General features: G+C 43.3%; 10 protein-coding genes. 8 read left to right on the top strand and 2 right to left on the bottom strand.

The features are described 5' to 3' along the window. Window positions 1-35: 35 nt before the first annotated feature. Window positions 36-2795, top strand: a complete 2760-nt coding sequence (locus tag QR721_RS10235; RefSeq protein ID WP_348026599.1) for a CHASE3 domain-containing protein — start codon at window positions 36-38, stop codon at window positions 2793-2795. After that, a complete protein-coding gene (locus QR721_RS10230; RefSeq protein ID WP_348026597.1) occupies window positions 2795-3658 on the top strand; it encodes a CheR family methyltransferase in 864 nt (287 codons plus the stop codon). The genes QR721_RS10235 and QR721_RS10230 overlap by 1 nt, the downstream gene beginning before the upstream one ends. 18 nt (window positions 3659-3676) lie before the next feature. Here the strand turns inward: QR721_RS10230 and QR721_RS10225 are convergent, their stop codons facing one another. Further along, window positions 3677-4804 carry a PP2C family protein-serine/threonine phosphatase gene (locus QR721_RS10225; protein ID WP_348026595.1) on the bottom strand — a complete coding sequence of 376 codons (1128 nt, stop codon included), beginning with the start codon at window positions 4802-4804 and terminating at the stop codon, window positions 3677-3679. A 171-nt stretch (window positions 4805-4975) separates the two neighbouring features. Next, window positions 4976-5173 (bottom strand): hypothetical protein, encoded by a 198-nt coding sequence (locus QR721_RS10220; RefSeq protein WP_348026593.1) that lies wholly within the window; start codon window positions 5171-5173, stop codon window positions 4976-4978. A 106-nt stretch (window positions 5174-5279) separates the two neighbouring features. Between QR721_RS10220 and QR721_RS10215 the strand changes: the two genes are divergently transcribed. From QR721_RS10215 to allD, 6 genes are all read left to right on the top strand, one after another. Then, on the top strand, window positions 5280-6356 hold the full coding sequence (locus QR721_RS10215) for a hypothetical protein (protein ID WP_348026591.1): 1077 nt from the start codon (window positions 5280-5282) through the stop codon (window positions 6354-6356). 945 nt (window positions 6357-7301) lie between these two features. Continuing rightward, window positions 7302-9053 (top strand): acyl-CoA synthetase FdrA, encoded by a 1752-nt coding sequence (gene fdrA, locus QR721_RS10210; RefSeq protein WP_348029830.1) that lies wholly within the window; start codon window positions 7302-7304, stop codon window positions 9051-9053. A 61-nt stretch (window positions 9054-9114) separates the two neighbouring features. Beyond that, complete coding sequence (locus QR721_RS10205) at window positions 9115-10377, top strand: YlbE family protein (protein ID WP_348026589.1); 1263 nt, start codon at window positions 9115-9117, stop codon at window positions 10375-10377. 122 nt (window positions 10378-10499) lie between these two features. Beyond that, window positions 10500-11441, top strand: coding sequence for a carbamate kinase (arcC, locus tag QR721_RS10200; protein WP_348026587.1), 942 nt, complete (start codon window positions 10500-10502; stop codon window positions 11439-11441). A 107-nt stretch (window positions 11442-11548) separates the two neighbouring features. Then, window positions 11549-12313, top strand: coding sequence for a (S)-ureidoglycine aminohydrolase (gene allE, locus QR721_RS10195; protein WP_348026585.1), 765 nt, complete (start codon window positions 11549-11551; stop codon window positions 12311-12313). 329 nt (window positions 12314-12642) lie between these two features. Then, window positions 12643-13695: an ureidoglycolate dehydrogenase gene (gene allD, locus QR721_RS10190; protein ID WP_348026583.1), complete on the top strand. Its 1053-nt coding sequence runs from the start codon at window positions 12643-12645 to the stop codon at window positions 13693-13695. Window positions 13696-13808: the final 113 nt, after the last annotated feature.

The following is a 13808-nucleotide window of genomic DNA, read 5'->3' as shown; positions in this document are numbered from 1 at the left end:
ATATGGAATCTAGCAAACAGGAGAGAAGGGGAGCTGTGAAGGATAGCAGAAAGTTCGGAATTAAACCTAAGATTATTATCGGCTATGCAGGAGTAATTGTTTGTCTCGTCATAGTCTTCTTAATATTAAACATGCAGATCGGTTCTTTGCAGGCTGAAAGAAATCAGATCATTAAGCATGAGATGGATGTCAATAATATGGCTAACCGTCTGGAGAGTTATTTCATTGATATGGAAACAGGTCAGCGTGGTTATCTGATTACGGGAAAGGAAACATATCTCAATCCGTTTTTCAATGCATTGTCGAAGTGGGAAGACAGCTATGCTGAATTAGCTGATTATTTGAGAGATGACAAAGAGCAGGTTAAGCGTTTAGGGGAAATTAAGACAACGATCCGTGATTGGATTAAAAATACAGGTGAGCCTGCAATCGCTGCGAGAGAAGATGGCAACCGCAAAGAAATAGAAGCATTGCTGTCCGAAGATCCGGGTAAGGAAGATATGAACAAGCGTCGCCGCCAATTTGAAGCATTTCGCAAGAGTGAACAGATGACTACACAAAAGCATGTTGCTAAATTGGATGAGCGAAATAAGAATCTTACCATTGGCCTATTCAGTGTCCTTATTCTTATTGCTGGTGTAAGTATTGTAATCGCCTATGTGACAGCTCGTTCCATTACTCGAACTGTAAATAGTGTTACTAATACGATTCGCGGACTCGCTCATTCGAGCAAGGATCTTAAGAAACGTATTCATGTGAAGACAAGAGACGAAATTCGAGATCTTGGTGAAGCGACGAATGAATTGCTTGATATTATGGAAAAGCGTGATTGGCTGCAAGTTAGTGTCGCGGAAATACTGAAATCTGTCCAAGGTGTCGCCTTGATCGATATATTGGCGAAAGAGTTTCTTGGGCAAATGGCGAGAAATACAAACGCAGCAATGGGAGCATTCTATATTAGACAGGAATGCGAGAACGGTATTGAATATGAAAAGGTCGGCTCTTTTGCCGACAGTGCCGAAAACATCGGACGGGAACGTTTTAAGGCCGGTGAAGGTCTTATCGGTCAATGTGCTGAAGAAATGCAAATGCATATTATTCAGGACATTCCTGAAAATTACCGCGTTATTGGTTCTGGACTTGGAGAAGTTAAACCGAAGAGTATTCTTGTGGCGCCTGTCATCTTTGAAGGTAAAGCGGTCGCAATTCTTGAGCTTGCGACGTTGGATCATTTTACGGAAGACCACATAATGCTGTTCCAAGAAATCAGTGAAACGTTTGGAGTAATTGTTCATAGTGTTATGAATCGAATGGAAGTAGTACGATTGCTGAAAGATTCTCAAACGATGACCGAAGAGCTCCAAGCTCAACATGAGGAACTGCAAACACAATCAGAAGAATTGCGCATGCAATCAGAAGAGCTGCAAACTACGAATGACCAGCTGGAAGATCGCACGACCGAAGCTGAATCAAAGGCACTTGAGCTTGAAATGGCGAAACGCCAACTTGAAGACAAGAATGATGAATTGCGTCGTAGTTCCAGTTATAAATCTGAATTCCTGGCAAATATGTCACATGAATTGCGCACACCGCTTAATAGCATTCTCATTCTTTCAGAAATGCTATATGAAGCGGAAGAGGCAGAGAGTGAAACAGCGGAATATGCGAAGATTATCCAGTCTTCGGGTAAAGATCTGCTTGGGTTAATCAATGACATCCTTGACCTTTCTAAGGTTGAAGCTGGAAAGATTGAAGTAGTCATTGATGAATTGAATACGAGTGAATTCGCTGAATTGACTCAGTTGAAATTTAATCATCAGGCTGCTGAAAAGGGCATTAGTCTTGTTGTGGAAAAGGATCCGAAAGTACCGGAGATTTTCCATACGGATTCTACTCGACTCCAGCAGATTGCAAAAAACTTGCTATCAAATGCGCTTAAGTTCACCGAGGCTGGTGAGGTTAAACTCCAGCTTACTGCCATTACGGATAGTCAGATGGCAGAAAGCATGCGCCAAGTGAGCGACGAATGGATTGCGCTTTCTGTGTCGGATACCGGTATCGGGATTCCCCCTGAAAAGCATGCGCTTATCTTTGAGGCTTTCCAGCAGGCGGATGGTGCGACAAGCCGCAAGTATGGCGGTACAGGACTTGGGCTTTCAATCTGTGCTGAATTTGCAAAACTTCTTGGTGGATCGATTATGGTTGAAAGTGAAGAAGGTAAAGGAAGCAAATTCACCGTTCTCGTCCCTAGTCTTAAAAAAGGGATAGAAGATATTCAGCTGCTTGATTGGAGTCAGGAAGATACTGCAAAAGTAATTTACGGAGAAACTGCGCTTGCAACAGTAGCTGCTACAGAAGAAGTAGAAGTTCGAACAGATGCTATCCCGGATGACATAGATATATTTGCAGGCAAGCATGTGTTGCTTACGGATGATGATCCGCGTAATATCTTTGCCTTGAAGAAAGTGCTTGAGAAGAATGGTATGCATGTCATAGAAGCAAGAGATGGAATTGAGTGTCTTGAAACAATGCAGCAACGTACTGACATCGATATTGTCCTGATGGATATTATGATGCCGCGAATGGATGGATATGAAGCAATCAGCACATTGAGAAATGAGTTGGGGTACACAAATTTGCCGATCATAGCATTGACGGCAAAAGCGATGAAACAGGACCGTGAGAGATGTCTTGAGGCAGGAGCTTCAGACTATATCAGCAAGCCAATTGTCATGGAACAGCTGTTATCAGCAATGCGTGTTTGGCTGGCTCCGGTTGGAGAGGAAGTACAGTAATGACTGCCTACCATCTTTGGGAAGAAGAAATGGAATCAAACCCCCAGGTTGAAATGGAAATTGACCTGCTGCTGGAAGGAATCTTTCAACTTTCAGGTTATGACTTTCGTGGTTATGCCAAGTCATCCATTACCCGAAGAGTGCTAAATCGCATGAAAATCGATAATATTCCTACTGTAACCCGGGTTCTAGATAAGGCTTTTCATGAAAAAGGTTTTCTTCAGCAGCTGCTCAATGATTTTTCCATAAATGTGACAGAGATGTTCCGTGACCCGGAGTTTTTCCGGGCACTACGGGAGCAAGTATTGCCTGAATTGGCCAAGCTGCCCGAAATTCGTATTTGGCATGCTGGCTGTTCTTCAGGAGAGGAAGTCTTCTCGATGGCTATTTTGCTGAAGGAAGCAGGGCTTTATGAACGTTCTGTCATGTTCGCGACAGACTTTAATGACAATATCTTGAAAAGGGCGAGGCAGGGTATGTTCCCACTCGCCAAAATGCAGGCGTATACGAAAAATTATATTAGTGCCGGGGGAATGAGGGCTTTCTCTGAGTATTATACAGCTGATCGAAATGCAGCCTATATCGACCCTGCTTTGATGGAGAATATGATTTTTTGGCAGCATAATCTTGTGACGGATTATACATTCAATGAATTCGATTTAGTTATTTGCAGGAATGTCCTCATCTATTTTTCCTCTGAGTTGCAGGCGAAGGTGCAGAAACTATTTTACAATAGCCTTTCAGACGGAGGATTTTTGGGCCTTGGGGATAAAGAGACTCTAAGGTTTACCACGATTTCCAACGCTTATGAGGACTTCAATGAACAAAATAGGATTTACCGCAAGAAGACCCAACTTCTATGAAGTTGGGTCTTTCTTTTGTTATTTAACTTGAATGGTGATTAGACAAATGTCATCAGGCTGTTCATTTTGGTGAGGTGTAATATCATCCAGTGAAGGTGCTAAGTCTCCCCAATCTTCGGAAGTAACCTTTTCAAGATGTTTGTCAGCTTCTATTTCTACAAGCTTCATTGCTTCGTAAACTCCGTCTGTGAACAGCATAATCTGAATATGATCTTCGTAGCTGACAGTTGTAGTTTTAACTTTGATCTCATCAAAGAAGCCGATGGCACAGCTGCCTCCTGATAGTGCTACAGTCTGTGAGCCATCAATATTCAAGAAGCCGGGAGGATGCCCGGCATTCACATATTCAACGGTTTTTCGAAGAGGATCAATGATTAAGTATATAGCTGTAAAATAAAACGGGATATCAGAAGTTTCCTGATCAAGTAGTGACATTTGACGGTTTAACTCTTTAATAACGAGCTCTGGTTCCCTGAGATTTTTCATAGCTTCTCGTAAAATCGAAGAGACAAACATGCAGACGAGTGAAGAAGAGACTCCATGGCCCATGACGTCGAACAGCATGATTCCATAGCGGTTGTCGTCGAATTTCTGCCAATAGTACATATCGCCAGACAAAGCGGAGGACGGCTTGTATGTTACGTCAATCCGAATGTCTTCACTAATCGGCTTATTAAGTAGGCCGCGTTGCACTCGGGCCGCGAGCTTGAGGTCCCTATGTATTTTTAGCTCGCTTTCTTTGCGAAGATCGAGTTCCTTCTTCAGTCTCAGAGCAGCACGGATACGAGCTAGCAGCTCCATCTTGTTAATTGGTTTTGATATATAGTCCGTTCCGCCCGCGTCTAATGCTTTGGCCAATATTTGACTGTCATCCAATGAGGTGACAAAGATGATTGGCAGGTCTTTATAACGGGCATGCTTCCTGATTTCCTTACATGCTTCGATACCATCAATGTCCGGCATCATGATGTCGAGGAGGATAAGATCAGCCTCAACCGGTTCCTGGACAGGTTCTGCCAGCTGCAAATGATCATATAAAGATTGAGCGGATGTGAATGATTCAAATTCTTCATACCCAGCTGCTTTTAGAATCTTCTCCATTACGAACAGATTGACTTTATTATCGTCAACTATGATAATCCCCATCGTTCTACCTCCACGATCTTCCGGGCCATTCGCCCGGCCATGCCAACGTTAAGAGGCATGGCTGTCGACTGTGGCATGCCGGTCCAATATATTTGATTCCATACCATTATAGCAAAAGCTGCTATATTAAGCAGGACAATTAATTGAACAGCTAATCGGCATTTCTATATGCTATAGGTTAATATTTGTATCAGATGAAGGAACTGTAATATGCTGTTCCGTCGCAGGCATTGAATTTAGATTGTTTGTCAAAGATGCTCTTCTTCCAGAAATGACTGTGCTGAGTGACCAAAGTATGATCGCAGCGATAATTAGAATGATCCAGAAATATTTATTTCTGTAAAATACGGTTCTTTTTCTCTTTTCCATGGCAAGACACCTCTTTGTTTTTTAAAGTAGCTGCACATGTTCCGGCATAGTATGCAGTAGGAATGCATATAATGACTGGAGCATCTTACAGAAGGAAGGGTTCCCCATGTATCGTATTCCCTATTATTTGACCGGTCATACATCCAAAGGGTTCATCAATTTGCTTTCTGAGCAAACACTCATTGGCATTGAGCGGATTTGTGTATTGGATCATGTGTCAAAAACAGTGAAAACGAGTGTTCTTCATGCTTGTCTGGAATCAGTGGCCGATTCGGAACATGAAGTCCTGCTTAGTCCCGATGGTAAGGAATATTTAGAAGGAGTGATCATTCGAGATCATTCACTAGCTATTCTCACGAATACAATTGCCGATAGTGCCAATTTACCAACAAAGTTGCTTGGTAAATTGATTCGTATCGAGCTCGATGTCCATTTTGCCGAAAACGAACCAGATGCAGCAGAAGTCCGGCTTTTAGAAGGAGTATGCAATAAAGCTTATGACGCCTTATTAGCCGGTTTAAGAATTCATGATGATCTGGAGTCCGTTTATGGAGATGAAATGGACTTCGAAAAAGCCGATGAAGTTGCAGAAACAATCACAGATCTCCTTCTAGGTAAAGTATCAGACAGACAGAAGGAACCCCAAATTGAACGTCGTATGTTCGGAACGAATACGCCTGATGGCATTGTCAATATTGTTCCTGAAATTATAAACCGCACATCTCGGATTCACTTTGTTCACGGCCGTGCGGGTACAGGTAAATCTACCCTGATGAAACGTATCGCAAACACATGTCTTGAAAAAGGGTTGAACTTGGAGCTTTATCACTGCAGCTTTGATCCTCAAAGTGTAGACATGATTCGTGTGCCAGAGCTGGATTACGCTATTTTCGATGCGACTGACCCTCATGCCTTCAATCCTGACCCGAACGATTCGGGGCAGGAAGTAATCGACACGTATGAATTGTTCGTTAATCCTGGAACAGATGAAAAGTACGCAGATATCATAGAGGGTGTGACGAGACGATACAAAAAGAAGGCGGGAGAAGGTATTGAATGGCTGAAAGAGGCTGGGAAGATCATGGAGCGACTCGAAGAGCCATATAAGACAGAGGAGTATACTTCACTGCTTCAAGAAGAATGTCCAAAAATTGCTGGAGTTTTAGTTGAAGAGGAATATTAGAATTTCGAACAGTTGTCATAGTAGCGACAGCCGAGATTACTTTGGCTAAATAACTATTGTACAGACCGTCAGTCTTGATTATTGCGCTTGTTATCGCATGTCTGAAATTCTTGCACAACCGCTATCAAAAAATCTGTCTGAATTACAACAAGCTGCTTCCAATTCGGGGAGGCGGCTTTTTTCATATACCAAGGATATATGAGCGGATTATTGATAGAGAGAAGGGGCATACTTTACAGTGAGAGTGCAATGATGTGGAAGTTGAACGCAAATAGGACAAAATAGCCTTCGTGTAATATGTTAATTATGCATAAAAAAGGTACTTAGATTTATCTACTATGAACAATGACTTTATATGTCGATTATGAGTAAACTAGAAAGGCAGACGCCAAACTTCCGGCAGCGTTCGAGAAGTTGAATCTGCAGGCAGATGAGCAAAGACAAATTACTGCGGAAGTTGAGCAGGTAAAGACTGGATTGCTCGTTTTTTTATGCAATAAAACGAACTATTCCCATTGTCTGCTTATCTCCAGCGGGGTTCGGCAGGAGGAACGGCAGATTTGCGGCATACATATGATCATGTTTGGCGAAAATGGACGCAAACTGCGGCATACTTTCCATTCCAGTTGCACTTGGACACATGGCTTTGTCGTTCTCCGGAAACTCGGCTAAACTGCCGGAACAATCGGTTCAGCCCGCTTTTGGGCGCTTTCGGTCTGAACTGGAATGCGCTTTTCCGTACGGTTATGATCTGAGCGGAAAAGATACCCTGACCAATATGTTCTACAACTTCTGCATTTTTTGTCTGAATTCAAGTGGTATCGCTTGAATATATGGCGAAATGCGCTAAAGTAGACTGTGGAGCATTTGGATAAGGTAATGCAATTCTAAAGTAGGCTCATGACTCATGGAGCTGAAAAGCACTACAAAATACTAGGCTTGGGAGTGAACAACTTGCTTTCTACTGTGATTAAGAAGAACACATATCAAGACTCAGTAAGCTTGATGCTACTGACGAATCACTTGTCAAGTGTTGAAGGCGTAAACAAGATTCAGGTTATGATGGGTACGCCTGCCAACAAAGACATCTTCAAAGGTTCAGGCCTTTATACTGAAGAGCTGGAAGATGCAGCTCCAAGTGATCTTTGCATCGTTGTTGACACTGATAGCGAAGATACGACCGCGAACGTTGTCGAAGAAACTGACAACTACCTAGCTAACCAGGCTACAGAGTCTGCACAAAACGACATCTCTACTGTACGTACTTGGGACATGGCTCTTAACAAGCTTCCAAACGCTGATCTTGCTGTTATCTCAATTGCTGGTGAACATGCAGCAACTGAGGCAAACAAAGCTCTTGACCGCGGCCTAAGCGTATTCCTCTTCTCCGATAACGTAAGCGTAGAAGATGAAAAAGCTTTGAAGACACGCGCTGACGAGCTCGGCTTGATCGTAATGGGTCCTGACTGTGGTACAGGTATCCTTGATGGTGTTCCAATCGCATTTGCGAACGTTATCGAAAAGGGCAACATCGGTATCGTTGGTGCATCTGGTACAGGTATCCAGGAAGTTTCTACAATCATTGCTAACCATGGCGGTGGAATTTCTCAGGCAATCGGTACTGGTGGACGTGACTTGTCTGCTGACATCGGCGCTTTGACAACAATCAAAGGCTTGCGTGCACTAGATCAGGATCCTGAAACAGAAATCATCGTTTACATCTCCAAGCCACCAGCACCAGAAGTTAAAACAAAGGTTGTCGAAGTCTTCAAGACTTTGTCTAAGCCTGTCGTAGCAATCTTCATGGGTGACAAGCCAGCTGCAGCTCATGACAACGTTCAGTATGCATGGACATTGCATGATACAGCTATTCTTGCACTTGAACTTGCTGAAAGCACTGGCGGTTCTATCGATAAGATCGTCAAGGAAAACGCTGACGACATCGAGAAAATCAAAGCAAATGCTAGCCAACGCTTCATCAAAGGATACTTCTGTGGTGGTACATTGGCACTTGAAGCTGCTATGATCACTGAAGATGCATTCGGACTTCAAGGCTCAGCAGAACACCCTGAAGGTATGATGCTTAAGCATGAAGGACATGAAATCATTGACCTTGGTGATGACGCTTATACACAAGGCCGCGCACACCCTATGATCGATCCAACATTCCGTGTTGAAAAAGTTAAAGAAGCTGCACAAGACGCTGAAACAGCAGTCATCCTTCTTGACAACGTAATCGGTTATGGTGCACACGAGGACATGGCAGGCGTATTCGCTCCTGTAATTAAAGAAGCTAAAGAAGCTGCAGCTAAAGAAGGCAAAGCATTCATCGCAATCGCTTCCGTTACTGGTACTGCTCAGGATCCACAAGTGTATCAGGATCAGGTTGACAAGCTTGAAGACGCTGGCGTGATCGTTCTTGAATCAAATGCCGAAGCAACAAAGCTTGCTGCAGACCTTATCAAATATCTGAACGGTGAAATTACAATCTCTGATAAAGAAAGCAAAAAGTCAGCCGATCTTGAAAAAGTTTCTGAGTTGCTCTCAAGCAAGCCACGTGTTATCAACGTTGGTCTTAAGAGCTTCGCACAGACAGTTTCAGATAATGGCGGACAAGTTGTCCAGTACCAGTGGAAGCCGATCGCAGGCGGAGACAAGCGTCTGGCTAGCCTTGTAAACCAGCTTTACAAGAAATAAGAACAACACTTCCAATTTTAGAGAGCTTTCAAATACAGGCTTATATAACAGGAGGATTAAAATGACTTACAAAACGATTGATGAAGCAAACGAAGCGGTAATCCAGAAAGTAATTGAATCCCAGCCATTCTTGCTGGACGTAGTTCCTGCAAAATCCGTAATTTCCGAATTGAACGAAAAGGCTCTTCTTCACTCAGGTCCTTCAATCAAGTGGGAAGACATGAACGATCCTATGCAAGGTTCTTGTGTTGGTGCAGTACTTTTCGAAGGCTGGGCTAGCAACGAAGAAGAAGCTCGCAAAATGCTTGCAGGCGGCGAAATCAAGTTCATCTCTGCTCACTCTGTAAACGCAGTAGGCCCTATGGGCGGTATCACTTCTGCAAACTTCCCAGTTGTTGTTGTAGAAGACAAAGCTAGCGGACGTCGTGCATACTGCAACCTTAACGAAGGTATCGGTGCGGTTCTTCGTTTCGGTGCTTACAACGAAGAAGTTATCAACCGTTTGAACTGGATGAAGGATGTTCTTGGACCTGCTCTTTCTAAGGCTCTTGCTCAAATCGAAGGCGGCATGAACGTTAACGTACTTGTTGCAAAAGCAATCACAATGGGTGACGAATTCCACCAGCGCAACATCGCAGGTTCTGCTTTGTTCCTTAAAGAGATCGTTCCTTACTTGATCACTGCTGGTCTTTCAGAAAAAGAATTGCAAGAAGTTACTAAGTTCTTGGCTGACACAGATCAGTTCTTCTTGAACATCATGATGGCTTCTGCTAAAGCAGTTATGGACTCAGCTCTAACAGTTGGCGAAGGTTCAATCGTAACTCACTTGGCACGTAACGGCCACATGTTCGGTATTAAAGTTTCCGGTCTTGGAGACCAGTGGTTCACTGCACCGGTTAACACTCCAGATGGCTTGTACTTCACAGGCTACAGCTCTGCAGATGCTTGCCCTGACATGGGTGACTCAGCAATCACTGAAGCTTATGGCGTAGGTGGTATGGCTATGATCGCAGCACCTGGTGTAACTCGTTTCGTAGGTACTGGCGGATTCTCTGATGCAATCAACACATCTGATGAAATGCGCGAAATCTGTATTGCTAACAACCCTAACCTTTCAATCCCAACTTGGGACTTCCAAGGCGCTTGCCTAGGTATCGACCTTCGCAAAGTAGTTGAAACTGGAATCACTCCTGTTATCAACACTGGTATTGCAAACAAAGTTGCTGGTAAAGGTCAGATTGGTGCCGGTACTGTACGTGTTCCACTTGGCTGCTTCGAAAAAGCAATCGAAGCTCTTGCTGAGAAATACGGCGTAGAAGCTTAATTCAGATTACCTTTTCTGAAAGAATATAAAATATATTTGCGGGTATGCAAAGTTGTCGACGGGCAGCCTTGCATGCCCCAAATTATGAATTGACCCAAATCATTCCTACTCGGAGGTATAACATGAGCGAAAAAGTAGTAGTTGCACTCGGCGGTAACGCGATTCTTCAGGCTGGTCAGGAAGGCACTTTCGAAGTCCAGTATAACAACATCAAAGGTACTGCAAAGTATCTTGCTAAATTGATCAAAGACGGTTATGAGCTTGTTATCATGCACGGTAACGGTCCTCAGGTTGGTAACATCCTTCTTCAGAACGAAGAAGCTAAAGATGTTGTTCCAGCACAGCCACTTGATGCACTTAGTGCAGAATCTCAAGGTTTCATCGGTTACATGTTCATCCAGGCTCTTGAAGAAGAATTGAAAGCACTTGGTTTGGATAAAAACGTTGTAAACTTGATCACTCGTACAGTTGTATCTAAGGATGACGAAGATTTCAAAGATCCTTCTAAGCCAATCGGTCCTTTCTACTCTGAAGAAGAAGCGAAAAAGCTTGCTGCAGAAAAAGGTTGGAGCGTAGGGGAAGATGCAGGCCGCGGATACCGTCGTCTTGTTCCATCTCCACAGCCACTTAAAATCATTGAAGCAGACGCTATTAAAACACTTGCAGAAGGCGGCAGCATCGTTGTTGCAGCTGGTGGCGGCGGTATTCCTGTTGCTGAAACTTCTAACGGCTACGAAGGCGTTGAAGCAGTAATCGATAAAGACCGCAGTGGTTACAAGCTTTCTGAAGAAGTTGAAGCAGACGTATTCATGATCCTTACAGACGTTGAAAACGTATTTGTAAACTGGGGCAAGCCAGACCAGAAGGCTTTGGAAACTGTTACAGTTGAAGAAGTTGAAAAATATGTTGCTGAAGGCCAGTTCGCTAAAGGCAGCATGGGCCCTAAAGTTGAAGCAGCTCTTAACTTCGCTAAAAGCCGTAAGGGCGCTAAAGCGATCATCGGCTCACTTTCAAAAGTTGATGCAGCACTTCGCGGCGAAAGCGGCACAATCATCAGCCTGTAAGGTTGGTTAAGTTATAAAAGATAGGCACTCTATTCCCAAATTGGGGGCACTGCCCACTATTTGGGAATAGACGTGTTTAAAAATATTCATTTAGGAGCGTATGTAAAATGGGATACCCTAAAGGTCTTTTAGAGAGCAGAGCAGTATTCGAACAAGGCAAATTCGCAATCATTCCTCCAGAAGGTCTTGTGAACAACGTATTGCCTGAATTCGAAAACACAACAATGTCAATTCTTGGTTCACCACGTCTTGGTGCACGTTTCGCAGACTATATCGTGACATTGCATAAGGGCGGTAAAACAACTGGTTTTGCTGGCCAGGAAGATGTTCAGTCTTTCGTTTATGTAATCGATGGTAAAATCAGCGCATCTGCTGGTGAAGAGAAGCATGACTTGACACAAGGCGGTTACTTGTACTGCCCTCCAGGCGTTCAAATGAAGTTCGAAAACGCTCAGGACGAAGACACAAAGCTATTCCTCTTCAAGCAAAAGTACACTCCACTTGAAGGCGGCAAGAAGCCTTGGGTTGTTACTGGTAATACAAATGATATTAAACAAGAAATTTATGATGACATGGAAAACGTACTAATCCAGGATCTTCTTCCTGTAGATTTTGCTTTTGACATGAACATGCATATTCTTGAGTTCAAGCCGACTGGTAACCATCCATTTGTTGAAACACACTTCCAAGAGCATGGTGCATATCTTCTTTCCGGAGAAGGCTTGTACAACCTTGATAACAAATGGTTCCCAGTACAAAAAGATGACTACATCTACATGGCTCCATACTGCTTGCAAGCTTGCTATGCAGTAGGCCGTGAAAGCATTTCATACATCTATTCCAAAGACTGCCACCGCGATCCAGAACTATAAGACGGGGCATTCTGAGAGAAACAGGAATTGGACGGCGTCTAACCGTCCCTTCCTGATTTAATCGACAAGGAAGAGGAGCAGAGCTTTTGCTTGTCTTTTTTGTCTTTACTCTTAATTGGAATGAGATAAGGGTTTAATACGATTTTGTATTATTCCTAGCTGTTTACTTTTATTTATGATATGATGAATTTAGAGCGTGTTTCCGAACAATAAACCTTTTTCCTTTATTATCTAAATGAAAGATAGTAAACTGTGCATGCAGGTTTAAAACAGCTTGACACGCGCAACATAACAGAAGGCTTCATAAAAACGACAAAGAGGTGTTCGCATTGGTTAGAATTTCAGAAGAAAAGCTGAAAGAACTTATCAAAAACAAAATCCACAAAGCAGGTCTGACTGAAGAACATGCTGCTGGTGTTGCAGACGTTCTTGCACATGCTGACATGCGCGGTTATCATTCACACGGCGCAATGCGCGTAGAATATTATGCAGAGCGTATCGCTAAAGGCGGTATTACACATAACCCTAAATTCGAATTCAAGAAAACTGGTCCTGCATCAGGTATCTTCGAAGGCGACAACGGTGTAGGTCACGTTGCTGCTATTAAGGGTATGGAAGAAGCAATCAAACTTGCGAAGGAAAGCGGAATCGCAGTTGTTGGTATGAAACATATCAGCCACAGTGGAGCACTTTCTTACTTCGTAGATCAGGCTGCTCGTGAAGATCTAATCGGTATTTCTATGTGTCAATCTGACCCAATGGTAGTACCTTATGGTGGAGCTGAGCCTTATTACGGTACAAACCCAATTGCTTTCGCAGCACCTGGTAAAGACGGTCAAATCGTTACTTTCGATATGGCTACAACTGTACAAGCATGGGGTAAGATCCTTCACGCTCGTTCTAAGAAAGAGAGCATTCCTGAGGGTTGGGCAGTAGACGAAAATGGCGCACCTGCAACAGATCCATTTGCGGTTAAAGCTTTGCTTCCAATCGCTGGTCCTAAAGGTTATGGCTTGATGTTGATGGTAGACGTTTTGTCTGGTATCCTTCTTGGCCTTCCATACGGTAAACACGTTTCTTCTATGTATGCAGACCTTACAAAAGGTCGTGACCTTGGTCAATTGCATATCGTTATCGATCCTGCTAAGTTCACTGATATCGAGTCATTCAAAGAGCATCTTTCAGCTTCTATGCAGGAGCTTAACGACTCTAAACCTGCTGAAGGTTATGACATGGTTAACTGGCCTGGACAGCGTAGTGCTGCTCGTGAAGAGAAGAACAGAGAAAACGGTGTTGAAATCGTTGATGACGTATACAACTACCTCGTTTCTGATGTTGTTCATAACAATAAATACGATCATAAAGATCCGTTCGCTGAATAATTTTTATCAGTTAGAGGACCTCTTTCCATTCGGAGAGAGGTCCTCTTTTTGTATGCAGATTACATTGTTTGGTAAAGGTATAGAATGGGGAAAAGTTGTTTGATTACCTACTT

Source organism: Aciduricibacillus chroicocephali (genome assembly GCF_030762805.1).
Lineage (GTDB): Bacteria > Bacillota > Bacilli > Bacillales > Amphibacillaceae > Aciduricibacillus > Aciduricibacillus chroicocephali.
The sequence above is the reverse complement of the archived record's forward strand: the minus strand, read 5'-3'. Positions and strand labels throughout refer to the sequence as shown.